The organism is Pseudomonas sp. ACM7, assembly GCF_004136015.1.
Lineage (GTDB): Bacteria > Pseudomonadota > Gammaproteobacteria > Pseudomonadales > Pseudomonadaceae > Aquipseudomonas > Aquipseudomonas frigoris.
On record NZ_CP024866.1, the window covers coordinates 4,186,027 to 4,209,485 of the forward strand.

The window sequence follows — 23,459 nt, forward strand, 5'->3', positions numbered from 1 at the left end:
TCGCGGGGCGCACAACTGCGCCAAGGCGGTGAAGCCCGCGATTATAAGCCTCAAAGAATGATTCCCGTGAGGCTAAAACGATCAGTCGTTACGCGATCCGCCGAAATACCCGCAACCACGCTGAACCTGGCCGTCGACGCGCAGTTCGGCGCTCATGTGCTGGACACTGCCGGTGGTGCTGTCGACGCAACGTTGCGGTGCAACCCACAATTCGATGTGCTGGTTATTGGCTTCGGTGCTGAGGTTGAAGCGGCCATCGCCCAGTTGCTCTTCAACGTAGGGAACGGCCAATGGCGGCTGACCGGCGCGTTCGATGACCATGCCTTTGCCGCTGACTTTCACGTTCCACTCAGGCCCATGGCCGGCGGCGCGCAGGATAAGCAATTTGAAATTCGGATCGTTGCACGCGGTGCCCGAGCGCTCGACGCGGTACAGCTGCGCAAGATCGAGGCGGCTGTCGACGATTCGCCCGCGCACGTCGGCGAACAGCTTGCCCTGGGCATCGGCCAGGGTCGCGGCCTCTTGCAGGACGCTGGTGCCGCCGGTGTCATTGACCACGTAACTGCGTTGTTCATTGCACGGTTGGAACTGCAACTTGCCGTCCGCCGCCGTCAACTGGCCCTGCATACGGGTCTGGCCCACGTGGGAGGCACTTTCACGCGGGCCATCGAGCAACTGGCAAGCGGCGAACAACGGAAGCAGGGCAACAAGGACTAAGGAACGGGCAACACGCATCTTTGAGTCTCCAGACAAGTGCCGCCACGTTACTCAGCCTGACCGTTCATCACAACCCTGCATGTCCTCGCTTTCCTGAAATCAAGATCAAAAGATCGCAGCCTGCGGCAGCTCCTACGGGGCGTACGCCGAGCCTTTTGTAGGAGCTGGCGAAGCCTGCGATCTTTTGATTCTGGCTGTTTAGCCGACGTGGAAGGTCTGACCTGTTTGCAGGCCTTCCACACTTTTGGCGTAGGCCAGAGCCACATCCGCTGCCGGAACCGGTTTGTAGCCGCGGAAATACGGCGCGTATTTGCCCATGGCCTCGACCAGTACGTTAGGGCTCACCGAATTGACGCGCAGACCGCGAGGCAGTTCGATGGCCGCTGCACGCACGAAGCTGTCCAGCGCACCGTTGACCAGCGCTGCCGAGGCACCGCTGCGAATCGGGTCGTGGCTGAGCACCCCGGTGGTGAAGGTGAACGAGGCGCCGTCATTGGCGAATTCGCGACCGATCAGCAGCAGGTTGACCTGGCCCATCAGCTTGTCTTTCAGGCCCAGGGCGAAGCTTTCTTCGGTCATTTCACCGAGGGGTGCGAAGGTCACGTTGCCGGCAGCGCAGACCAGTGCATCGAACTTGCCGGTTTGCTCGAACAGCTTGCGAATCGAAGCGCTGTCGCTGATATCCACATGGAAATCACCGCTGTTGCGGCCGATGCGGATGATCTCGTGGCGCTCGGACAGCTCCTTGTCGACCGCCGAACCAATGGTGCCGCCTGCGCCTATCAAAAGAATTTTCATCGTGTTGTTCCTCGAAGTGGTTAAACGAGGTTGAAGTCTAGAGTGGTTTTTTCCATTGATAAGCGCGCTAATAGGCAACCTTTGGTTTTCAAATGGAAACAATCCATGAGCGAAATGGATGATCTGGCAGCGTTTGCGGTGTTGATCGAAGCGGGGAGTTTTACCTTGGCGGCGCAGCAATTGGGGTGCAGCAAGGGGCAGCTATCCAAGCGCATCAGCCAACTGGAATCGCGTTTTTCAGTGGTGCTGCTGCAACGCACCACTCGCCGTTTGAGCCTGACCGCTGCGGGTGCGGCGCTGTTGCCTCAGGCTCAAGCGCTTGTGGTCCAGGTCGAGAGAGCGCGTCAGGCATTGGCGCGGCTGAAGGACGACATGGCCGGGCCGGTGCGTATGACGGTTCCGGTATCGCTGGGGGAAACCTTCTTCGATGGCTTGTTGCTGGAGTTTTCCGGCAAGTACCCCGAGGTGCAGATCGAGCTAGACCTGAGCAACAGCTACCGTGATTTGTCCCGCGACGGGTTTGATCTCGCGGTTCGCTCCGAGGTGGGCAATGACGAGCGCCTGGTGGCCCGGCCGCTATTAGCCTGGCACGAAATGACCTGCGCCAGCCCGGCTTACCTTGAGCAATACGGCGAACCGTTGACGCCTCAAGCACTCGCTGATCATCGCTGTCTGCTCAACAGTCATTACAGCGGCCGCGAAGAGTGGCTCTATCACCAGCAACACGAGTTGTTGCGGGTTCGCGTATCGGGACCGTTCGCCAGCAACCATTACAGCCTGCTGAAGAAAGCGGCACTGGCCGGCGCCGGCATTGCGCGGTTGCCGTCCTACCTGCTGCAATCGGAATTGGCTGACGGACGTTTGCGCTGGCTCCTGCGTGACTATCAGACCCGCCGCATGCCAATGTACCTGGTTCACCCGTATCAGGGCGGTTTGCCGAAGCGCACGCAGGTGTTGGCGGATTACTTGATTGGTTGGTTCAAGCGCAGCGGTGAAGCGCTGGATCGGCTCCAGCACACCACATAGATCCCTGTGGGAGCGAGCTTGCTCGCGATAGCGGTGAGTCAGTCAACATCACTGTTGAATGTGAAATAGTCATCGCGAGCAAGCTCGCTCCCACATTGGATCTTCGTTGTCAGGAATCTTGCGGGTCGATTTGATCCAGCGCCCGATTCACCGCCAGCTCGCCCAGCATGATGCTTTGCTGGATACCGAGCAGCATGTTGCGGTGCGAACCCTCCAGGAAAGCGGCGAAATTGCTGGCCATCACACTCGCCGACGCTAGTGATTCGCAGGCATGGCCCAGCAGGGTTTGCACATCGATACCGGGCGCGACGACAAACATCGGGCTGGGATTGTGTGGGGGGTTGGGTGAGTTCTTGAACATAGGTTTGTGCTCGCTGTAAGGGCTACGCCCGGTTCGCGACTAAACGAATGGGTGGCAGCTGTATGCAGGTTAGTCGACCGATGAGCACAGAAACTCGGCGCGCCCGAAGGCGCCCTGCACACAGCCGCCATCAAGTGCAGGAAAGGGATACCTGACTTTTTGGCGCTTATGCGTTTCTGTGCAAAACAACCGAGCGACTAAACCCGACCACTGATGGGCAGTGGCAGGGAAACGATAGAGGCCGGTCCCCAGGCGCACAAGCCGGCGGATTCTGGCGTAGCTGTAGGCAACGACGCAAGGCGTTGTAGCTTGCAGGAAGTAACACGGACACTGATTAAACACGCTCTCCCAAACACTAAAAAAACCTGGTAGGAGCTGCCGAAGGCTGCGATCTTTTGATCTTGATTTTCACCAGAACCACCGAAGATCAAGATCAAAAGATCGCAGCCTTCGGCAGCTCCTACGGGGAGATCTTCATTGTTATGAGGTGTGTGACAGACATAAAAAAACGGCCCGAAGGCCGTTTTTTGTTTACCGCAAAGACTCAACCACCCAAGTACGCTTCACGCACTTTCGGGTCGGTCAGCAGCGCTTCACCGGTGCCTGTCATCACCACCCGGCCGTTCTCCAGAACGTACGCACGGTCAGCAATTTTCAGCGCCTGGTTGGCGTTCTGCTCCACCAAAAACACCGTCACGCCATCTTTGCGCAGCTGTTCGATGATGTCGAAGATCTGCTGGATGATGATCGGTGCCAGGCCCAACGATGGCTCGTCGAGCAGCAGCAGTTTGGGTTTGCTCATCAGCGCACGGCCGATGGCGAGCATTTGCTGTTCGCCGCCGGACATGGTGCCGCCGCGTTGGGCAAAGCGCTCTTTCAGGCGTGGGAAAAGTCCGAGAACCTTGTCCATCTGTTCCTGATAATCGCCCTTGTCGGTGAAGAACCCGCCCATGGCGAGGTTTTCTTCCACGGTCAGACGGGCAAACACCCGACGGCCTTCCGGCACGACTGCGATGCTTTTGCGCATGATCTGCGAGGAGCTCTGACCGACCAATTCCTCACCCATGTAGCGGATGCTGCCGCTGTGGGCTTGCGGCGAACCGCAGAGCGTCATCAGCAGGGTCGACTTGCCGGCACCGTTGGCGCCGATCAGGGTCACGATCTCGCCCTGGCGGACTTCGACGTTGACGCTGTGCAGGGCCTGGATCTTGCCGTAGAAGGTGGAAACGTTTTCGAATTGCAGCATTTACGCTTCCCCCAGGTAGGCTTTGATCACTTCGGGATTATCGCGGATCTGTTCCGGCGTGCCGTTGGCCAGAGGCGTGCCCTGGTTGATCACGACGATGTGGTCGGAAATGCTCATGACCAGTTTCATGTCGTGTTCGATCAGCAGCACGGTGACGTTGTGCTCTTCACGCAACATGCTGATCAGCGCCTTGAGGTCTTCGGTTTCCTTCGGGTTCAGGCCGGCGGCCGGTTCGTCGAGCATGAGGATCCGCGGGCGGGTCATCATGCAGCGAGCGATTTCCAGACGACGTTGCTGACCGTAGGCCAGGGTGCCGGCCGGACGGTTGGCGAAGGCCTTGAGGTTGACCTTGTCCAGCCAGAACTCGGCGAATTCCATGGCCTCGCGCTCGCTCTTGCGGAACGCCGGGGTCTTGAACAGACCGGCCAGGAAGTTGGTGTTCAGGTGACGGTGCTGGGCGATCAAGAGGTTCTCGACCGCCGTCATGTCCTTGAACAACCGCACGTTCTGAAAGGTGCGCACCACGCCTTTGAGGGCGATTTTGTGGCCGGGCAGGCCCTGGATCGGCTCGCCGTCCAGCAGGATGCTGCCGCCACTTGGCTGGTAGAAACCGGTCAGGCAGTTGAACACGGTGGTCTTGCCGGCGCCGTTGGGGCCGATCAGTGCCACGACCTGTTTTTCCTTCACGCTCAGGGCTACGCCGTTGACCGCCAGCAAGCCGCCGAAGCGCATGCTCAGATTTTCGACTTTAAGGATCTCGCGGCTCATTTGCGCAGCTCCATGTGGGGGCGTTGCATAGGCAGCAGACCTTGAGGACGCCAGATCATCATCAGCACCATCAAGGCGCCGAACATCAACATGCGGTATTCACTGAATTCACGCATCATCTCCGGCAACAGGATCATCACCGTGGCGGCGAGTACGACGCCCAGTTGCGAGCCCATGCCACCCAGCACCACGATGGCGAGGATGGTCGCCGACTCGATGAAGGTGAACGACTCCGGTGTCACCAGGCCCTGACGCGCGGCGAAGAAGCTGCCGGCGAAACCGGCGAAGCACGCACCGAGGGTGAAGGCCGAGAGCTTGATGACCGTAGGATTGAGACCCAACGCACGGCAGGCGATTTCGTCTTCACGCAGCGCTTCCCAGGCACGGCCCAGCGGCATGCGCAGCAAGCGATTGATGACGAACAGGGCAAACAGCGCCAGCAACAGCGCAACGAGGTAAAGGAAGATCACCTTGTTGATCGAGTTGTATTCCAGGCCGAAGTACTCGTGGAACGTCTGCAGGCCTTCAGCGGCTTTACGTTCGAAGGTCAGGCCGAAGAACGTCGGTTTCTCGATGTTGCTGATGCCGTTCGGACCACCCGTGAGGCCGGTCAGGTTACGCAGGAACAGACGGATGATTTCACCGAAGCCCAGCGTCACGATCGCCAGATAGTCACCGCGCAGACGCAGGACCGGGAAGCCGAGCAGGAAGCCGAAGGTGGCCGCCATCATCCCGGCGATTGGCAGGCAGATCCAGAAGCTCAGACCGTAGTAGTGCGACAGCAGCGCATAGCTGTAGGCGCCGACGGCATAGAAGCCGACGTAACCGAGGTCGAGCAGACCGGCCAGACCGACCACGATGTTCAGGCCCAGGCCGAGCATCACGTAGATCAGCACCAGGGTGGCAATATCCACCGCACCGCGGGAGCCGAAGAACGGCCAGACCAGCGCACCGATGATCAACGCGATGATGATCCAGCGCTGAGTGGTCGGCAGGGTCAAGAAAGTACTGGCCTTGGCCGGCATCACCGGCATGTTCGGCGAGGATTTCCAGGCTGCGCTGATCTGGTGGTCGAACAGCACCCGCAGGAACATCAACACCGAGCATACGGCGATGGTGATCAGCGTTGCAGTGCTGGTGCCATGGACTTCGAGGTTGATGCCGACAATGGTCAGTTTCAGACCGAGTACCGGGTAGGCAACAGCCCACACCAGCAAGGCGCTGAACAACGCCTGTTTAAGATTCCTAGTCATACTTTTTCAACCTCCGGACGGCCCAACAGGCCGGTTGGCCGGAACAACAACACCAGAACCAATAAGCCGAACGCCACGACGTCCTTGTACTGGTCGCCGAAGATATCGGCACCAAAGGCTTCCGCCACCCCAAGCACGATCCCGCCGAGCATGGCTCCGGGGATGCTGCCGATGCCGCCCAGTACCGCTGCGGTGAAGGCCTTGAGGCCGACCAGGAAACCGGCGTTCGGGTTGATCACGCCGTATTGCATGCTCAGCAACACAGCCGCGATGGCTGCCAGTGCGGCACCGATGACGAAGGTCAGGGCGATGATGTTGTTGGTGTTGATACCCAAGAGGTTGGCCATCTTGATGTCTTCGGCACAGGCGCGGCAGGCGCGACCCAGGCGAGAGCGGGAGATGAACAGCGTCAGGCCGAGCATGGCGACAAAGGTCACCACGAACACCACGATTTGCATGTAGGAAATCAGCACTTCTTGTGCGCCACCTGGCCCGATGGAGAAGTTACCGGGGATCAGGTTGGGGATGGATTTGTCCTTGGAGTCTTGCGCCAGCAGAACCGTGTTCTGCAGGAAGATCGACATGCCGATGGCGGAAATCAGCGGGATCAGACGGTTGCTGCCGCGCAAAGGGCGGTAGGCGATCCGTTCGATGCTGTAGCCGTAGGCACTGGTCACGACGATGGTCGCGAGAAAAGCGGCGGTCATCAACAGCGGAACACTGTCGAGTCCCATCATGGACAGGCCCGCAATGGCGATGAACGCCACGTAGGAACCAATCATGTACACCTCGCCGTGGGCGAAGTTGATCATTCCAATGATGCCGTAAACCATCGTATAGCCGATGGCGATCAGGGCATACGTGCTGCCAATGGTCAGACCATTAACCAGCTGTTGGAAAAAGTGATAGATGTCAGGCATTACAGCGCTCCTAAAAACCTGATACGCATTTCACTGGTGGAGTCATTTTCCCGCTCGAGCCCCGTGGATCTGCATCCACTTCGAACGCGAGGTTTGCCAGCGAACCGCTGATGACGGTTTTGAGATTTTCAGGTGGGGAGACTGGCGGATCACGCCAGCGCGGCCCAATACGTTCGTAAAACAAAGCCCACGGCACGCCGTGGGCTTTATTGGCAGTCAGTCAGGCAACGCCTTACTGAGGCTTGGCTTCAGTTTTAGGTTTGCCGAAGTGCCACTCGTAAACCACAAATTTGAAGTCTTTCAGGTCGCCCTTGGCGTCGAAGCTCAGGTCGCCAGTCGGGGTTTTGAACGTGCCGGCGTGGATAGCTTCAGCCACTTTGGCAGCGTCTTCGCTCTTGGCAGCCTTGATACCGTCGGCAATCACGGTCACAGCCGAGTAGGCCGGGAACACGAATGGACCGCTCGGATCTTCTTTCTTGGCTTTGAACGCATCAGCCAGGGCGATGTTGGCCGGATCCTGGTCGAAGGATTTCGGCAGGGTTACCAGCAGACCTTCGGAAGCGTCTTTGGCAATCTGCGAAATGGAGTCGTTACCCACGCCTTCCGGACCCATGAACTTGGCTTTCAGGCCTTTTTCCTGTGCTTGACGCAGGATCAGACCCAGCTCCGGGTGGTAGCCGCCGTAGTAGACGAAGTCGACGTTGGCTTGCTTGAGCTTGGAGATCATCGAAGAGAAGTCTTTGTCGCCGGCGTTGATGCCTTCGAACACGGCAACCTTGACGTTTTTGCCTTCCAGGGTTTTCTTCACGGCGGTGGCGATGCCTTCACCGTATTGCTGTTTGTCGTGCAGAACAGCAACGATCTTCGGTTTTACGAAGTCGGCAATGTAGTTACCGGCGGCAGGGCCCTGGGCGCTGTCCAGACCGATAGTACGGAAGATCATTTTGTAACCACGGGAAGTGATGTCCGGGCTGGTGGCCGCCGGGGTGATCATGATCACGCCTTCGTCTTCGTAGATGTCCGAAGCCGGTTGGGTGGAGCTGGAGCACAGGTGACCGACCACGAACTTGACGCCGTCGTTGACGACTTTGTTCGCGACCGCTACCGCTTGTTTTGGATCACAGGCGTCATCGTATTCAACGGCTTCGAGTTTCTTGCCGTCTACGCCGCCTTTGGCGTTGATCTGTTCGATGGCCATTTTGGCGCCACTGAACTGCATGTCGCCGTATTGGGCTACAGGGCCGGTTTTAGGGCCGGCGATGCCGATCTTGATGGTGTCAGCTGCGAACGAATGGCTGGCAACCCCGGCCAGAACCATAGCGGCAAACAGTTTGGAAATCTGCTTAGTAGCCTTAGTCATAGTGCTCCACTCTTACTGTTGTAGTTTTTATAGTCCTGGCGCCGTAGCAGCAGAACCGGGTCAGATATCTTCGATATCCTCCGGAAAATGCCCCCGGCAACTGTACCGGTACAGTGTAGAGCGCCAATTGTTAGCCTGGGAAGCTGGCGCCAGGGGGCAAAACCTGAGGGTGTCGCTTTTTTGAAAGAAAAAGACAGAATGGCGGCGGGGGTTATAGCTGAAATATCAGCAATCCTTGGCTTTCCTGCTGTTTTCAATCGGTAACTCAATTGCATCCGGGTTTTTCTGCCAGACCACCAACGTTATGATGACGTCGATTTCTTTTCCGGACAGGACCCATGACTCAAGAACCTAGCACCCTCTATGCCAAGCTGCTTGGTGAAACCGCATCTATTACCTGGAAGGAGCTGGAGCCGTTCTTCGCCAAGGGTGCCCTATTGTGGGTCGACCCCGGTCTGGATTTGATTGCTGCAGCGCAGGCAGTGGCGACCGACGAAGGCGAGAAAGTGGCTGCCTGGCTGGCCGCCGACAAGGTCGCCAAGCTGTCTGAAACGCGGGCGCTGGATCTTTTTGAACGTGATCCGGAGCTGTGGGCAGTGGTCGTATCGCCGTGGATTCTGATCCAGGAAAGGGCGACGAGCTGAATGCTTGCACTCTATTGGTGCGTGGCTTTGTCGGGCAAAAGTGTGTAGCCGAGTAGCGTGATGGCATGTTGCCGTAGAGAAAGGCCACAGGCGGGCCAGCATCACGGTGACGTAAACGTAACGGGAACAGTTTATCGAGCAGCCTGATGGCTGCTTAATTGTTTCTGAATGTTGGGATTGGTGTCGGATGTGAGACCGCTTTCGCGAGCAAGCCGAATCGTCGCACCGCCGCTCCCACATTTGATCGCATTCCTTCTGAAAAAATACGGTCAAAATGTGGGAGCGGCGGTGCGACGATTCGGCTTGCTCGCGAATGGCCGCGACGCGGTTTTGTGTCAGACCGAGAACGTCTTGCCAGTATGGTTATTCAGCGAAATAACCTTGGTCTTGCCAATCCGGTGACGATAAATCTCGCGCAAGTACTTGATCGCCTTCTTCACGCAATCCCGGGACAGGCGAATGTCATTGATCGAGACGAACTTGTCTTTGTCATTGATCAACTCGCGGTACTTCTTCTCGTACATCGGTTTGATTGCGTACCAGTTGGTGTCGAGGATCTTCGCCGGGTTCTCGAACTCATTCAGCAGCTCGTCGATCCGGTCTTCGTCGAACTCTTCCTTAATGATGAAGTCCAGGATCGAGTTATCCAGAGTCTCGTCGAAGCGGTACGGGTTTTTCGCGAAGCAACGCTTGATGAAGGCCACGATCAGCGTCAGGAAATCGTCCGACAGGCACGGGCTCTTGGCGATCAGGGTGGTCAACGACAGGTTGGCCGAGGCGCCGATGACCAGCGCATAACGCTTGAGCGTGGTGTTCGGGAACAGGCTGTTGAGGTGGGTCTTCAACCGGTTCAGGTCCATGTAGGACAGCTTGTAGTCCTTCGGCAACGAAACAATCGAGACCACCGACGAGCAGTTCTTGAAGAAGTGCAGGTCGTGCAAGGCGGCTGCGTCATACCCCGAATTCTTGTACTGCTCCAGCGAGGCGCGATAGCGCTTGGATTCGATCGGCAACAGGCTGATGCCTTCGATCGCCTGGGTCACTTTGTTGAAGTGCGGCAAGTCGATGGAGCGGAAGAACAGATCGTCGATGTTCAGGCGCTGCGGCTCTTTCTCGAACACCTTGAATTTGTCGCTGCTCGGCGGCGGGGTTTCCGGCACCACGGACTCGGCGTAGGCAATCGCTACGGGGCCTGCCAGGCTCATGAACAGGTCGTTGGCGTCGAGGCGAATGGTTTCACCAATGTCGATGCCGGCGCGACGGAAATAGTTCTGGTCGTAGTCGGTGGTGACCGCTTGCGCCGTCAGAATGTTGAAGATCTGCTGTGAGATGTATTGGTTAGCGTGCTTTTCCATCGCATTGACGTCGATGTTCTGGATGTTGCCGTCATCGCTTTCTTCGGCGTAACGCATGATGTCGTTGGAGATCAGCATCATGGCGTTCCATGGGCGGATACGGCCCATGACACTGGCTTCGCTGCTGTCTTCGTTGGCGAAGTTGTAAGAGAAGTCCCACTCTTCCGACAGGTATTTGCACAGCAGGCGACCGGCGTTGATGTGCAGCGCCTCGGACATTTCGCTGCGGTGATCGGAAATGTTCGGCAACACGCAGATGCCGCTGGTGAAGATCGGCTCGAAGACGAAGGAATGACCGCTCTTGCCGTCGTGCTCGTCCATCGGCTTGGTGTCGAACGTCTTGTTCATGTACGAGTGCTGCTGGGCCAGGCCGAATTCCGAGGCCATGCCCGAACCGGTACCGCCGCCGGCACTGAAGATCGAGAAATACAGGCGCGACTGGTTGGCCTTGATCCCGCAGCTGTCGATCAGGTACGAGTGAATCATCTTCCAGTCAGGGCTGGAGAAACGCTGGGTGTCCTTGTTCAGGATGATCTTGGCCAGGTACTGACCGAGGATCGGCGCGTTACCGGCGCCACCGGCGTGGACTTCCGACAAGTCCATGATTTTCATTTTGCTGTAGTCGCGCAGGAAACCGCTTTTTTCGCCTTTGCGCGAGAAACGGATGCGGCCGGCGATGTCTTTGTCCAGGTCGCCGAGCATGACCAGCGGTTCTACCAGGAACACCGGTTTGGTGGCCTTGTTCGGCCCCAGACGCAGGTTGTTGCGAATCCACTGTGCCGGGCTGTAGCCCTTTTCGGCGAAGCGCTTGTCCGGCGACAGGCGATCTTCGTTGTTGAATTCGTTGAGGTAGAACTTGCGGGCGTTGTACACCAGCTCGGCGACGTCCAGCGCGATGTTCGAGCCGCAGCGGCCCAGGCCGATCAGGCACACCGACGGGAATTCCTGATCGCTGTGCTGTTCGCTGTCACCGTCCAGATGCGGTGGGCGCGGGAACACCATGTCGCGCAGGCCGTCGAGGTTATCGAGGATGCGGTCGGTATTGGTTTCGGTGAAGTACAGGTATTGCTGAGTTGCCAGCGGGCGCGATGGCGTCAATGGCTTCGACGGTGCGGGGCTGTTCGCCGCGGGGCTCAACGTCAGATCGGATATCGCAGTGGCCGGATTGTTTTTAGAAGTCATTGTGCGCCATGTACCTGGGCTGGTTGGTTGAGCGACACGATGTCGTCGAACCATCACGGATGGGATCTTGCGTCTTTTTTCAGCGCGTATTTGGCCCAAGCGTCAGGGCCTTGGCCTGAGCATCGCTCGGGGGAATCCTTTCCTAAGTCATGATGAATCGGCCAATATTCGATGATCTTTAATCAAAAGGAGGCCAAATGATGGCAGCGTTACCTTCACTCGGGTTTGCCGGGGTCGGCCTGATGGGCTTGCCGATGTGCCGTCGACTGCTGGCAGCGGGTTATCCGCTGACGGTGTGGAACCGCAATCCAGCCAAGTGCGCGCCGCTGGTCGAGGCCGGTGCACGACAGGTCGCCACGCCGGCTGAGCTGTGTCAGCACGCTGACGTGGTGATGCTGTGCCTGGCGGACACCTCGGTGGTTCGCGAGGTGGTGTTTGGCCCGGCCGGGGTTGCGGAGGGTGGGAAAAGCGGTCAACTGCTGGTGGATTTTTCCAGCCTGGAACCTACCGCGACGCGGGAAATGGCGACAGCGCTGGTCAGCCAAACCGGCATGAGCTGGCTGGATGCACCCGTGTCCGGCGGAGTGGTCGGTGCCGAGGCCGGCAGCCTGGCGATCATGGTGGGCGGTGAAACGGCGGATCTTGAGCGCGTCAGGCCTGTGCTGTTGAGCCTCGGCCAGCGCGTGACCCACATGGGCGCCGTCGGAGCGGGGCAGGTGACCAAGGCTTGTAATCAGATGATCGTCGCCTGCAACGCGCTGGTGATCGCCGAAGTGGTGGCGTTGGCCGAGCGTTCCGGGGTCGACGCCCGTCTGATCGCCGAGGCGCTGGCCGGTGGTTTCGCCGATTCAAAGCCGTTGCAGATCCTGGGTCCGCAAATGGCCGACAGCCGTTTCGAACCGGTGAAATGGCATGTGCGCACGTTGCTCAAGGACCTCGATACCGCGGTGAAGTTTTCCCGTGAGCAAGGCTCGGCCACGCCGATCAGTGGACTGGCCGCACAATTGATGCGCCTGCATGGGAGCCAGGGATTCCTGGAAAAAGATCCGTCGACGCTAGTGCAGTTGTACCGCGAGCCAGACTCAAAGGGCTGACAGTGTGCGAGTGCTTGCGCTGGTTGATTTCGCTCAGCACGGGACGCAATTGCGCGAGCGGTACCGGACGACTGAGCAAGTAGCCCTGCACGAAGTCGCAGCCGTTACGCTCCAGAAACTCGTATTGTTCAAGGGTTTCGACGCCTTCGGTCACCACCTGCAAATGCAGCGTGTGGGCCATGACGATGATCGCTTGAACGATTTCCATGTCCTGGGTGGCCTTGGGAATGTCCTGAATGAACGAGCGGTCGATCTTCAGCGTATTGAGTGGTAGGCGCTTGAGGTAGGCCAGAGAGGAATAACCGGTGCCGAAGTCGTCAATCGACAGCGAAACGCCGAGGGCGCGAATCTGGCGCAGCAACACCGCCGTGTTGGCGATGTTGCCCATCAAGGCGTTCTCGGTCACTTCCAGTTCCAGCCGCTGCGGCGCCACTCCGGCGCGCCGCAGTGCCTGTTCGATTTCATCGGCCAATTCTTCGCGCGCCAGGTTCAGGGGCGAGCAGTTCACGGCGATGTGGAGTTCTTCGCAACCCTGACGCGACAACTCGCCCAGATCCTCACAGGCTTTGCGCAGGACCCAGTGGTCCAGTTCGGCGATCAGGCCGTTGGCCTCGGCGATGGCAATGAACCGGTCCGGTGCCAGCAGTCCGTGAACCGGATGTTGCCAGCGGATCAGCGCTTCAAGCTTGCTGACTTGGCCGGTTTTCAGGTCGTAGATCGGTTGGTAATAGAGCATCAGCCCGGTGTTTTCGCGCAGGGCGTGGCGCAGTTCTTCTTCGAGTTGCAGTTCCAGCGTTGCGCGGGTTTTCAGGTCTTCGCTGAAGAAATTCAGGCCATTGCGTCCGCTGTCCTTGGACTGATACAGCGCCAGGTCAGCGTTTTTCAGCAACTCTTCACAGGTCTTGCCATCTTGCGGAAACAAGCTGATGCCGATACTGGTGGTCATGACCATGCGCCGCCCGGACAGCTCGATGGACTCCTTCATTTTCGCCATGATGCGCTGGGCCATGTGCCGCGCTTCCTCACGATCATGCAGGCCGATGAGGATGCAAAACTCGTCGCCTCCGAAGCGCGCAACCACATCGTCGTGGCTGCGCACCGAACACTTTATGTGGTTGGCCAGGACTTTGAGCAATTCGTCGCCGGCATCATGGCCGAGGCTGTCGTTGATTCGCTTGAAATGGTCGATGTCCAGGAACAGCACCGCCAGCATGCCGCCTTCGTTGGTTTTCTCGATTAGTTTCTCGGCAAAAATCTGGTTGAAGCCACGGCGGTTGATCAGGTTGGTCAGGGGGTCGTAGTGCGCCACCTGTTGTAATGACATCCTCGCCTGGTCCAGTTGACTGAGCAGGGCGTTGACCCGCTGCAAGTCGCACTCCTTGTTTTGCAGCTTCTTGTCGGCCAGTGCTGCGCTGATGCTGCTGCCGATGATCAGCAGCGTCATGATCGCCACCGTCAGACCCAGTTGCAGATGATTGTTTACGCCGGGCAGCGGCTGGAGGCTGTCGGCGGGCAGCACCAGATGGAAGGCGGCCATGCCGGTGAAGTGCATGCTGATGATGCCCGCCCCGAGCACCAGACTGGCGCTGTATTTGAGCAGTTGGTGGAACAGACCGGTGCCGTCGCGCAGATGACTTGATATCAGCAGGGCTGCAAGGCTGGCACCGATGGCGATCACAATGGAGAGGGCGAATAGCGCTGGTTGGTAATAGGCCATCGCACTCGAACGCATGGCGGTCATGCCCACGTAATGCATGGTGGCAATGCCCAGGCCAATGCAGATCGAAGCCTGGAGATATTGCCAAAAACTCAGGCGGGGATGACTGAGAGCATGCATGGCCAGCCACGAGGCGAGCAGGGCGATCAACAGAGAAAGAAGGGTGATGGGCAATTCATATTGAATGTCGATCGGAGCCTGAAACGCTAGCATGCCAATGAAGTGCATGGCCCAGATCCCGCCCGCCAGGCAACCGGCGCCTACCCAGCGCCAGAGCCGCTGCGAGGCGGGTTTTTCCACGTGACCGACCCGTTCGGCCATGTCCAATGTGGCAAAGCTGCCGACACAGGCGACCAAATACGCCAGCAGTACCAGAAAAGGGTCATTTGTGCAGTTGAGTATTACCTGGCCGTTCGCCGTCAGCTCGGTAATGAAATGCAAACCAAGCCACTCCATAGCATGCCCCATTGTCATCCTGGCTGGCGCCATGAACGCTGGCGAATGCTTTGGAGTATAGAAGGCATGTTTAGAGTGCAAACGATAGTGGCACATCGGCCCTAACCATTTTGGAATCAGCATTAGAGCGTTTGGAAATAAAAGTTGTATCAGCTGCGACATCCTCCATGGGCGGATATCAGCTTTACAAATAATGACAGACAGCTCTGGCGGGCCTGACTAGATTGCAGGTTCCGGGCTCGGATGCGTTGGCAGTGAAGCCCCAATAACAATAAAAGAGACGGACCCATGCAGAACTCGACCCAAGCGGCGAATGCCTGGCGCATTCTGTTCCTGCTGTTCCTGGCGAACCTGTTCAACTTCTTCGATCGCACCATTCCGGCCATCATCATCGAACCGATACGCATGGAATGGCACCTCAGCGACTTTCAGCTGGGGATCATCGGTACTGCATTCACCCTCGTTTATGCCATTGCCGGCCTGCCTCTCGGACGGATGGCCGATACCGGTTCACGCAGTAAATTGATGGGCTGGGGCCTGGCGGCGTGGAGCGGGCTGACAGCGGTCAACGGACTGGTGGGGAGTTTCTGGGCTTTCCTGATCGTGCGCATGGGCATCGGCATCGGTGAAGCCAGTTACGCACCGGCCGCCAACTCGCTGATCGGCGACCTGTTCCCGGCCCACCGTCGGGCGCGGGCGATGGGTATCTTCATGCTGGGGCTGCCGTTGGGGTTGCTGTTGGCGTTCTTCACCATCGGCGCGATGGTCAAGGCGTTCGACAGCTGGCGCGCGCCGTTCTTTATCGCGGCAGTGCCGGGGCTGATCCTGGCGGTCTTCATGTTCTTTATCAAGGAACCGAAACGCGGCGCCGCAGAGAGTGTGCAAGTCTCGCAGGAGCGCGTAGACCGGCCGATCCGTCGGGTGCTGGCGGTGCCGACTTTCCTGTGGCTGGTGATGGCGGGGCTGTGCTTCAACTTCGCCACGTATGCCTGCAACTCGTTTCTGGTGCCGATGCTGCAGCGCTATTTCCTGATGCCGCTGCAGGAAGCGGCAGTGGCGACCGGGGTGATCGTCGGCGTGACCGGGTTGTTCGGCCTGACACTGGGCGGTTGGGTGGCTGACAAGATTCACCAGCGGGTGGCCAATGGGCGACTGCTGTTTGCCGCGTTCAGCTTGATCATCTCGACCTTGTGCACCGCTTGGGCGCTGCATTCCGGGCGGATCGAGATCGGGGTATTTGTGGCGGTGTTCAGTGTGGGCTGGTTGTTTGCCTACAACTTCTACACCTGCGTTTATACCGCCATTCAGGACGTAGTCGAGCCGCGCTTGCGGGCCACGGCCATGGCGCTGTTCTTTGCCGGATTGTATTTGCTGGGTGGCGGTTTGGGGCCGGTGGTGGTGGGTGCATTGTCCGACCACTTTGCGCATACGGCGATGCTCTCGGCCGGTGCTGAACAGATGACCGAGGCGTTCAAGGCTGTCGGCTTGCATGACGCGATGTATTTGATCCCGGTGGCGCTATTTTTCACCATGGTGTTTCTGTTCCTGGCTTCACGGTGTTTTGTGCGTGATGCCAAGCGGATGAAGGAAGGGTTGGTGGCGGTGGTTGAGCCTGTGGGGGCTGCGGTGACTGCATGATAGCCTTCGCGAGCAAGCCCGCTCCCACAGTTGACCGAGTTCATTCAGGAGAAATGCGGTCGAATGTGGGAGCGGGCTTGCTCGCGAAGAGGCCATCAGCAGCACAGCAACAATCAAGTAGACAAAAAAAGGCCCGCATCGCTGCGGGCCTTTTGTTTTAGCGGGGTAGAGCAGGGGAATTAACCCGCCACCAACACCCGAATCGCTTCCAGTCGCAGCGCAGCCTTGTCGAGCATGGCCAGGCCTTGCTCGCGTTGTTTGCGCAAGGCAACCAGTTCGCTGTCACGCACGGTCGGGTTGACCGCTTGCAGCGCGGTCAGGCGCGCCAGTTCTTCGTCGGTGTCGGCGGCCAGACGACGCTGCGCCTCAGCCACGCGCTCGGCGTGACGCGGGAAGATCTTCTCTTCGCCGGCGTTGATCCGTGGCGTCAGTTGATCACGCTGGGCCTGGATGAACTTGTTAGCGCTGGCACGCGGCACGCTTTCCAGCTGATCGTTAAGAGTTTCGAACGACACACGGGCCGACAGGTCGTTGCCATTGGCATCGAGCAGGCAGCGCAGGGCGGCCGGTGGCAGGTAACGGCCCAGTTGCAGCGAGCGCGGGGCAACCACTTCACTGACGTAAAGCAGTTCCAGCAACACGGTGCCAGGTTTCAACGCCTTGTTCTTGATCAGCGCCACGGCGGTGTTGCCCATGGAGCCGGACAAGACCAGATCCATGCCGCCCTGAACCATCGGGTGTTCCCAGGTGATGAACTGCATGTCTTCGCGAGACAGCGCCTGGTTGCGGTCGTACGTGATGGTCACGCCTTCGTCGTCGCCCAGCGGGAAGCTGGCGTCGAGCATTTTTTCGCTCGGCTTGAGGATCAGCGCGTTTTCAGAGTGGTCTTCGCTGTCGATGCCGAAGGCGTCGAACAGGGTTTCCATGTAGATCGGCAGGGCGAATTGATCGTCTTGTTCGAGGATGTCCTCGACCAGCGCATCACCTTCGCCAGCGCCGCCGGAGTTGAGTTCCAGCAAACGGTCGCGGCCGGTGTGCAGCTCGGCTTCCAGACGCTCGCGCTCGGCGCGGGCCTCGTCGATCAGTGCTTGCCACTCGCCGTCATCGGCGTTTTCCAGCAGCGGCAGCAGGCGCGGGCCGAACTGATGCTGCAAGGCATTGCCGGTTGGGCAGGTGTTGAGGAACGCGTTCAGCGCTTCGTGATACCACTGGAACAGACGCTCTTGCGGGCTGGTTTCCAGGTACGGCACGTGCAGTTCGATGATGTGCTTCTGGCCGATCCGGTCCAGACGACCGATACGCTGCTCGAGCAGGTCCGGGTGCGAGGGCAGATCGAACAGCACCAGGTGGTGCGAGAACTGGAAGTTACGACCTTCACTGCCGATTTCCGAGCAGATCAGCACTTGCGCGCCAAATTCTTCGTCGGCGAAGTAGGCGGCGGCGCGGTCACGCTCGAGGATGTTCATGCCTTCGTGGAAAACCGTGGCTGGAATGCCGGAACGCACGCGCAGGGCGTCTTCCAGGTCCATGGCGGTTTCAGCGTGGGCGCAGATCACCAGCACTTTGGTGCGCTTGAGCATCTTCAGCGTGTCGATCAGCCACTCGACGCGCGGGTCGAATTTCCACCAGCGTTCTTCTTCGTTGGCGTCCGGCTGGGCCTGGAAGCTGACTTCCGGGTACAGCTCGGCGTGATCGCCCAACGGCAGTTCGAGGTATTCGTCGGGGCATGGCAGCGGGTACGGATGCAGCTTGCGCTCCGGGAAACCCTGCACGGCGGCGCGGGTGTTGCGGAACAGCACGCGGCCGGTGCCGTGGCGGTCGAGCAGTTCGCGGACCAGGCGGGCGCTGGCTTCGGTGTCGCCATCGTTGACCGCAGTCAGCAAGGCTTCGCCTTCGTTACCGAGGAACCCGTGGATGGTTTTGTGCGCTTCAGGCGACAGGCGCCCCTTGTCCAGCAACTCCTGGACGGCTTCGGCCACCGGGCGATAGTTTTCGCTCTCGGCGCGGAAGGCGTGCAGGTCATGGAAACGGTTCGGGTCAAGCAGGCGCAGACGCGCAAAGTGGCTGTCCTGGCCCAGTTGTTCCGGGGTCGCAGTCAGCAGCAGGACGCCGGGAATGACTTCGGCCAGTTGCTCAACCAGCGAGTATTCCGGGCTGGCCTTGTCTTCGTGCCACACCAGGTGGTGGGCTTCGTCGACGACCATCATGTCCCAACCGGCGGCGAACAGCGCGTCCTGGGCCTTCTCGTCTTCTACCAGCCACTCGAGTGCAACCAGCGCGAGCTGGGTGTCTTCGAACGGGTTGGCGGCATCGCTTTCGATGAAGCGTTCTTCGTCGAACAGTGCGACTTGCAGGTTGAAGCGGCGGCGCATCTCCACCAGCCACTGGTGCTGCAGGTTCTCCGGAACCAGGATCAGCACGCGGTTGGCGCGGCCCGAGAGCAGTTGGCGATGGATCACCAGACCGGCTTCGATGGTTTTACCCAGACCCACTTCGTCTGCCAGCAAAACCCGCGGCGCAATGCGGTCGGCGACTTCACGGGCGATGTGCAGCTGGTGCGCTATCGGTTGCGCACGCACGCCACCGAGGCCCCAAAGCGCGGACTGCAACTGGCGGCTGGTGTGTTCCAGGGTGTTGTATCGCAGGGAGAACCAGGCCAGCGGGTCGATCTGCCCGGCGAACAAACGATCGCTGGCCAGACGGAACTGAATGAAGTTCGACAGTTGGGTTTCCGGCAGGGTAACCACTTCGTTTTGCCCGTTGAGGCCGTGGTAAACCAGCAGGCCGTCGACGTCGTCGACTTCTTGTACGGTCAGTTTCCAGCCTTCGAAGTGAGTGATCGAGTCACCCGGCGAAAACCGCACGCGGGTGAGGGGCGCATTCCGTAGCGCGTACTGGCGAGTCTCGCCAGTGGCCGGGTAGAGCACGGTCAACAAGCGGCCGTCCTGTGCCAGAACGGTGCCTAAACCCAGCTCGGCTTCGCTGTCACTGATCCAGCGTTGCCCCGGTTGATACTGCTGCGCCATGCTGCCTGACTCCCACCTTGAAAAAGCGGGCTATCTTAACGGAATCGGCCCTCCAGACCAAAAGGTTTACGGCATAGAAGCTGCCGAAGGCTGCGATCTTTTGATCTTGGGGAACGCTTGAATTCTATGTTGTCCGATAAAGATCGCAGCCTGCGGTAGCTCCTACAAGTGCCAAACGGGTCACAGTTTGCGACCGATGGCTCAAGTCGGCATCCCCGCAGCCGACAGACTGCTGACAGGAGACTAATAATTATGCTTCCACCGATGCTCCCCTTGAGTGCCGTGCCAATCACCTCACAGCAGGATCCGATTCGCCAGCGGCCAGATATTCCCCCCGTGGTGCCGGTGCAGGAAAGCTCCAACGAAAGCACCATTGACCTGCAACAGCGCGATCCGGAAGAGGCGGCGTTTCAGCTGCGCGAGGAACAGCGCCGCAAGCAGGAACAGCAAAGGCGCCGCCGCGAAGCGGATGAAGATCCCGAAGAGCACCTGGCGATTCCCGGTGACGAGCTCAATGCCGACAATACCGTACCAGTGGCGCCATTGATGGAAGATCAGCCACGGCAGGGTTTGTGGGTCGATATCCAGATTTGAGGTCACGGCTGGTCAGCGCTGCCATCAGACCGCATCATTGGCACATCCTTGCCTGCAAATGCGGCAACTGAATTTCATTCCAAGCGATGCACTGAGCACCATGAGCCAAGACGACAAGCTGATCGACCTCAACGCCGAACGCGCCAAGCGGGTTCATGACCTTAATGAAAAGCGCCTGAACGAAGTGCGCCAGGCATTCGAGCACGCCATGCCGTTGGGTAAAGCGAAGAAGAAGCCGAAGAACAAACCGAAAAAGCGTTGAAACACCCTGCATCGGTTGATGCAGGTCAGTTATTTCCCCTCCTTTACGCCCAGTCTCGGGCGACATTGATCCCGGTCAATTTCTTCTCCTGCCTGATTGGTTAACTTAGCCCCATCGCAACAAGGCAAGTGCAGGAGGCCAGTCATGTTTTTCGACAACGTGGTGATCGCCGGAGTGCTGACAGTCGGCCTCATGGTTCTGTTTTTTGCAGGGTTTGGATTTTTTATCTGGAAGGATTCGCATAAGCGCAAACCGTAGGTCTTTCTGGAAGCAATGAGCACGCAAGGCATTTTGGGCAACTTCGGTTGCCCTTTTTTTTTGCGTGCGAAAATCTGTCGGATGTACATAGAACTACTGTGGGAGCGGGCTTGCTCGCGAAGGCGGCTTGGCAGCCAATATAGATGTTGAATGTTATGGCCTCTTCGCGAGCAAGTCGGATCGCCGCACCGCCGCTCCCACAGTTGATCGGTGGTGTAGCGAAGATTGCGGCATAAAAAAGGCGCGAACCTCACGGAACGCGCCTTTTTTGTGCGGCTATGTATCAGCTGCCCAGTGCCTTCGACGCCAGCCAGAACAGGCCGGCCGACAAGGCCACTGTGGCTGGCAGGGTCAGGACCCAGGCCAGCAGGATGGTTCTAACGGTGCCGCCTTGCAGGCCGCTTTTGTTGGCGACCATGGTGCCGGCCACACCCGAGGACAGGACGTGGGTGGTGGACACCGGCAGGCTGAAGATGTTGGCCATGCCGATCAGGCTTGCGGTAGTGATCTGTGCCGACATGCCTTGGGAGTAAGTCATGCCCTGCTTGCCGATCTTCTCGCCGATGGTCAGAACCACGCGTTTCCAGCCGACCATGGTGCCCAGGCCGAGAGCCAGAGCGACTGCCAGAATCACCCAGAACGGGGCATATTCGGTGGTGGTGGTCAGGTCTTTGCGCAGCTTGTCCAGGTCAGCCTTTTCACGGGCGTTGAGGCCAGGCAGCTTGCCGACTTTCTTCGCCGTGTCGTCCAGGCAGAGCAGATAACGACGCACTTCGATGCGGCTTTCCGCCGGCAGCGAGTGGTAGTCGGCTACACCTTTAAGGGTGCCAAGCAGGGCGGTGATGGTCGGTTCGGTCTGTTGCGGATTGCAACGGAATTTCTCCGGCAGATCGCCCTCCACGCTTTTGCCCAGGGCCAGGAATTCACCCAACGTATCGGCATTGCGCTTGTAGAACTGGCTCAGGTGCAGGGTCGCGTCGCGAGTCCGTTCGATCTGGTAGGTCGTGCTGCCCAGGTCGAGTACGAACTGCGCCGGAACGATGCCGATCAGCACTAGCATGATCAGGCCGATACCTTTCTGGCCATCGTTGGAGCCGTGCACGAAGCTCACGGCCATGGCTGAAATGACCAGCACCAGGCGGTTCCAGAACGGCGGGTGTTTCTTGTCGTCGATCTTGCGGCGTTGTTCCGGCGTCTTGTGCATCTTCGACAGTGGACGCCACCATTTAAGGCCGATCAGTATCAGTGCGGCGACCAGGAAGCCCGCCATCGGCGAGAACACCAGGGACGCACCGATATCAATTGCCTTCTGCCAGTTCACGCCATCAGCCAACGGAATGTCGTTGATCAGGGCGTTGGCCAGGCCGACACCGAGGATCGAACCGATCAGCGTATGGGAACTGGAGGCCGGGATACCGAAGTACCAGGTGCCCAGGTTCCAGGTGATGGCGGCGGCAAGCAACGAGAACACCATGGCCAGCCCGTGACCGGTGTTCACATTGATCAGCAGCTCTACCGGCAGCAGGTGGACGATGGCATACGCCACGCCGACACCGCCCAGCAGCACGCCGAGGAAGTTGAACACACCGGAAAAGAACACCGCCAGATGAGGCGGCATGGCTTTGGTGTAGATAACAGTGGCCACCGCGTTAGCGGTGTCATGAAAGCCGTTGATGAACTCGAAGGCGAGGACAAAGGCCAGGGCGAGCAAGAGGCTCACAAGCACCCAAGCATCTAGTCCGCTGAATAAATCGATCATGAAGGTTTTCTGACCCGGTCGTAAGGGGGCGCGATTATGCCAGAAAAGACTGCTAATCGATGCACTAGGTGCTCATCGGTAACATTCTTCAACGAATTAATTTGTGGCAGTAGCCCAAACCCCAGGTTTTTACTGGGTTTTGCAAGTCATTGAATTTCTTTGAAAAGGCCGCAGCCACAAGGCGTCCTCTCGTAGGAGCAAGAGGTTTTAACGCTTGTGTGAAATATCTGAAAAGAGGGCCAGCCATGAGCCATTTGCCTCATCCGGTGGGTGAGGTGGCCGCTGCCCGCTGGTAGCGGGCGCGAAAGGCATCATCGATACATCCCGCTTTTAACGGGTGCAGACGCAGACCCTTGAAAGGATTCAGGCCGAGGTGATTATGGCTCTTCGGCTTTGAGTTCCTTTTCCATTTTCTGCAATTCTTGAGTGAAAGCCTGATCCTGAACAGTGGCGCGTTTACGCCAGGGTTTGCGTTCCGGTTCGGGCTGAGCGGCGTAGGTGGTGACTTCCCCGCCGTAAACTTCCTTGTAACGTTGTTCCTGGCGCTCAAGTTCCGCGCGCAGTTCGTCTTTCGTCACAGTGCTACCTGATTGAGTTGAGATAAATTCTGGTGAAACGCGCTGCATCAAATGTATTTGACCACGCTCGCCGAAAGGACAAGGCCCGCAAAGGCATCATTTTTTACGGCATTGCGATCAATTACTTCCATGTTGCAGGCGGCCACGGCACCAGAGATAAACAGCTGACGTAGCATCAGTTCCTGTTCCAGCGAACGCCTTGGCCAAGCATATGAAATAGTGTCAGGCGCTTGCTGCGGGTAACGGCGATGGAACATCGCGCTACCGGTGGCGGAATCGGCAATTAAAAACCGGACACCACTGAATTGCATTATAGCGGTCGATTCGAAGAACACTATCGCCAAAGAGTTAAAAGTGGGTCTTGATGTGTGATTGTTTTGTTACTCGCAACTTTATACGGCTAACTAGGTCGTTCGGCGGCACGACGTTACAGTGATGCCTTTCTGA

Annotated in this window: 21 protein-coding genes; 7 read left to right on the forward strand and 14 right to left on the reverse strand. The window is 58.5% G+C overall.

Features of this window, described 5'->3' with window-relative positions:
- Positions 1–81: 81 nt before the first annotated feature.
- Positions 82–735, reverse strand: a complete 654-nt coding sequence (locus CUN63_RS19860; protein ID WP_129441784.1) for a COG3650 family protein — start codon at positions 733–735, stop codon at positions 82–84.
- 180 nt (positions 736–915) lie between these two features.
- The gene (locus CUN63_RS19865; RefSeq protein ID WP_129441786.1) at positions 916–1,515 is read right to left on the reverse strand and encodes a short chain dehydrogenase; all 600 of its coding nucleotides are present in this window, start codon (positions 1,513–1,515) and stop codon (positions 916–918) included.
- Between the two features lie 105 nt (positions 1,516–1,620).
- On the opposite strand from CUN63_RS19865, the gene CUN63_RS19870 reads away from it, so the two are divergent.
- The gene (locus CUN63_RS19870) at positions 1,621–2,541 is read left to right on the forward strand and encodes a LysR family transcriptional regulator (RefSeq protein ID WP_129441788.1); all 921 of its coding nucleotides are present in this window, start codon (positions 1,621–1,623) and stop codon (positions 2,539–2,541) included.
- Positions 2,542–2,650: 109 nt separating this feature from the next.
- Here CUN63_RS19870 and CUN63_RS19875 read toward each other — a convergent pair whose 3' ends face one another.
- The 6 genes from CUN63_RS19875 to CUN63_RS19900 all read right to left on the reverse strand — a co-directional run bounded on the left by CUN63_RS19875 (position 2,651) and on the right by CUN63_RS19900 (position 8,449).
- On the reverse strand, positions 2,651–2,902 hold the full coding sequence (locus tag CUN63_RS19875; protein ID WP_129441790.1) for a DUF6124 family protein: 252 nt from the start codon (positions 2,900–2,902) through the stop codon (positions 2,651–2,653).
- 544 nt (positions 2,903–3,446) lie between these two features.
- Positions 3,447–4,148, reverse strand: coding sequence for an ABC transporter ATP-binding protein (locus CUN63_RS19880; RefSeq protein WP_008147292.1), 702 nt, complete (start codon positions 4,146–4,148; stop codon positions 3,447–3,449).
- A complete protein-coding gene (livG, locus tag CUN63_RS19885; RefSeq protein ID WP_129441792.1) occupies positions 4,149–4,916 on the reverse strand; it encodes a high-affinity branched-chain amino acid ABC transporter ATP-binding protein LivG in 768 nt (255 codons plus the stop codon).
- Entirely contained in the window at positions 4,913–6,169 is a 1,257-nt protein-coding gene (locus CUN63_RS19890; protein WP_129441794.1) for a high-affinity branched-chain amino acid ABC transporter permease LivM, read from the reverse strand. The genes livG and CUN63_RS19890 overlap by 4 nt, the downstream gene beginning before the upstream one ends.
- Positions 6,166–7,089, reverse strand: a complete 924-nt coding sequence (gene livH, locus CUN63_RS19895) for a high-affinity branched-chain amino acid ABC transporter permease LivH (RefSeq protein ID WP_046046220.1) — start codon at positions 7,087–7,089, stop codon at positions 6,166–6,168. The genes CUN63_RS19890 and livH overlap by 4 nt, the downstream gene beginning before the upstream one ends.
- A 232-nt stretch (positions 7,090–7,321) precedes the next feature.
- The gene (locus CUN63_RS19900; protein WP_129441796.1) at positions 7,322–8,449 is read right to left on the reverse strand and encodes a branched-chain amino acid ABC transporter substrate-binding protein; all 1,128 of its coding nucleotides are present in this window, start codon (positions 8,447–8,449) and stop codon (positions 7,322–7,324) included.
- Between the two features lie 338 nt (positions 8,450–8,787).
- On the opposite strand from CUN63_RS19900, the gene CUN63_RS19905 reads away from it, so the two are divergent.
- Complete coding sequence (locus CUN63_RS19905) at positions 8,788–9,093, forward strand: DUF2288 domain-containing protein (RefSeq protein WP_129441798.1); 306 nt, start codon at positions 8,788–8,790, stop codon at positions 9,091–9,093.
- A gap of 335 nt (positions 9,094–9,428) precedes the next feature.
- Here the strand turns inward: CUN63_RS19905 and CUN63_RS19910 are convergent, their stop codons facing one another.
- Positions 9,429–11,630: a hypothetical protein gene (locus CUN63_RS19910; protein ID WP_129441800.1), complete on the reverse strand. Its 2,202-nt coding sequence runs from the start codon at positions 11,628–11,630 to the stop codon at positions 9,429–9,431.
- Positions 11,631–11,827: 197 nt separating this feature from the next.
- On the opposite strand from CUN63_RS19910, the gene CUN63_RS19915 reads away from it, so the two are divergent.
- Entirely contained in the window at positions 11,828–12,724 is an 897-nt protein-coding gene (locus CUN63_RS19915; protein ID WP_129441801.1) for an NAD(P)-dependent oxidoreductase, read from the forward strand.
- Here the strand turns inward: CUN63_RS19915 and CUN63_RS19920 are convergent.
- Positions 12,615–14,897: a bifunctional diguanylate cyclase/phosphodiesterase gene (locus CUN63_RS19920; protein ID WP_129441803.1), complete on the reverse strand. Its 2,283-nt coding sequence runs from the start codon at positions 14,895–14,897 to the stop codon at positions 12,615–12,617. The genes CUN63_RS19915 and CUN63_RS19920 overlap by 110 nt on opposite strands.
- A 288-nt stretch (positions 14,898–15,185) precedes the next feature.
- On the opposite strand from CUN63_RS19920, the gene CUN63_RS19925 reads away from it, so the two are divergent.
- The gene (locus CUN63_RS19925) at positions 15,186–16,535 is read left to right on the forward strand and encodes an MFS transporter (protein ID WP_129441804.1); all 1,350 of its coding nucleotides are present in this window, start codon (positions 15,186–15,188) and stop codon (positions 16,533–16,535) included.
- Positions 16,536–16,714: 179 nt separating this feature from the next.
- Here the strand turns inward: CUN63_RS19925 and rapA are convergent, their stop codons facing one another.
- Positions 16,715–19,561: an RNA polymerase-associated protein RapA gene (rapA, locus tag CUN63_RS19930; protein WP_129441806.1), complete on the reverse strand. Its 2,847-nt coding sequence runs from the start codon at positions 19,559–19,561 to the stop codon at positions 16,715–16,717.
- 252 nt (positions 19,562–19,813) lie between these two features.
- Between rapA and CUN63_RS19935 the strand changes: the two genes are divergently transcribed.
- From CUN63_RS19935 to ccoM, 3 genes are all read left to right on the forward strand, one after another.
- Positions 19,814–20,155 (forward strand): aspartate-semialdehyde dehydrogenase, encoded by a 342-nt coding sequence (locus CUN63_RS19935; RefSeq protein ID WP_095128015.1) that lies wholly within the window; start codon positions 19,814–19,816, stop codon positions 20,153–20,155.
- 100 nt (positions 20,156–20,255) lie between these two features.
- Positions 20,256–20,417, forward strand: coding sequence for a hypothetical protein (locus CUN63_RS31705; RefSeq protein WP_095128014.1), 162 nt, complete (start codon positions 20,256–20,258; stop codon positions 20,415–20,417).
- Positions 20,418–20,561: 144 nt separating this feature from the next.
- On the forward strand, positions 20,562–20,675 hold the full coding sequence (ccoM, locus tag CUN63_RS32570) for a cytochrome c oxidase subunit CcoM (protein ID WP_010462558.1): 114 nt from the start codon (positions 20,562–20,564) through the stop codon (positions 20,673–20,675).
- Between the two features lie 283 nt (positions 20,676–20,958).
- Here the strand turns inward: ccoM and CUN63_RS19940 are convergent, their stop codons facing one another.
- The 3 genes from CUN63_RS19940 to CUN63_RS19950 all read right to left on the reverse strand — a co-directional run bounded on the left by CUN63_RS19940 (position 20,959) and on the right by CUN63_RS19950 (position 23,323).
- Positions 20,959–22,434 (reverse strand): inorganic phosphate transporter, encoded by a 1,476-nt coding sequence (locus CUN63_RS19940; protein ID WP_129441808.1) that lies wholly within the window; start codon positions 22,432–22,434, stop codon positions 20,959–20,961.
- Positions 22,435–22,811: 377 nt separating this feature from the next.
- Positions 22,812–23,012 carry a hypothetical protein gene (locus CUN63_RS19945; protein ID WP_007935837.1) on the reverse strand — a complete coding sequence of 67 codons (201 nt, stop codon included), beginning with the start codon at positions 23,010–23,012 and terminating at the stop codon, positions 22,812–22,814.
- A gap of 47 nt (positions 23,013–23,059) precedes the next feature.
- Positions 23,060–23,323 (reverse strand): hypothetical protein, encoded by a 264-nt coding sequence (locus CUN63_RS19950; RefSeq protein WP_129441810.1) that lies wholly within the window; start codon positions 23,321–23,323, stop codon positions 23,060–23,062.
- Between the last annotated feature and the right edge of the window lie 136 nt (positions 23,324–23,459).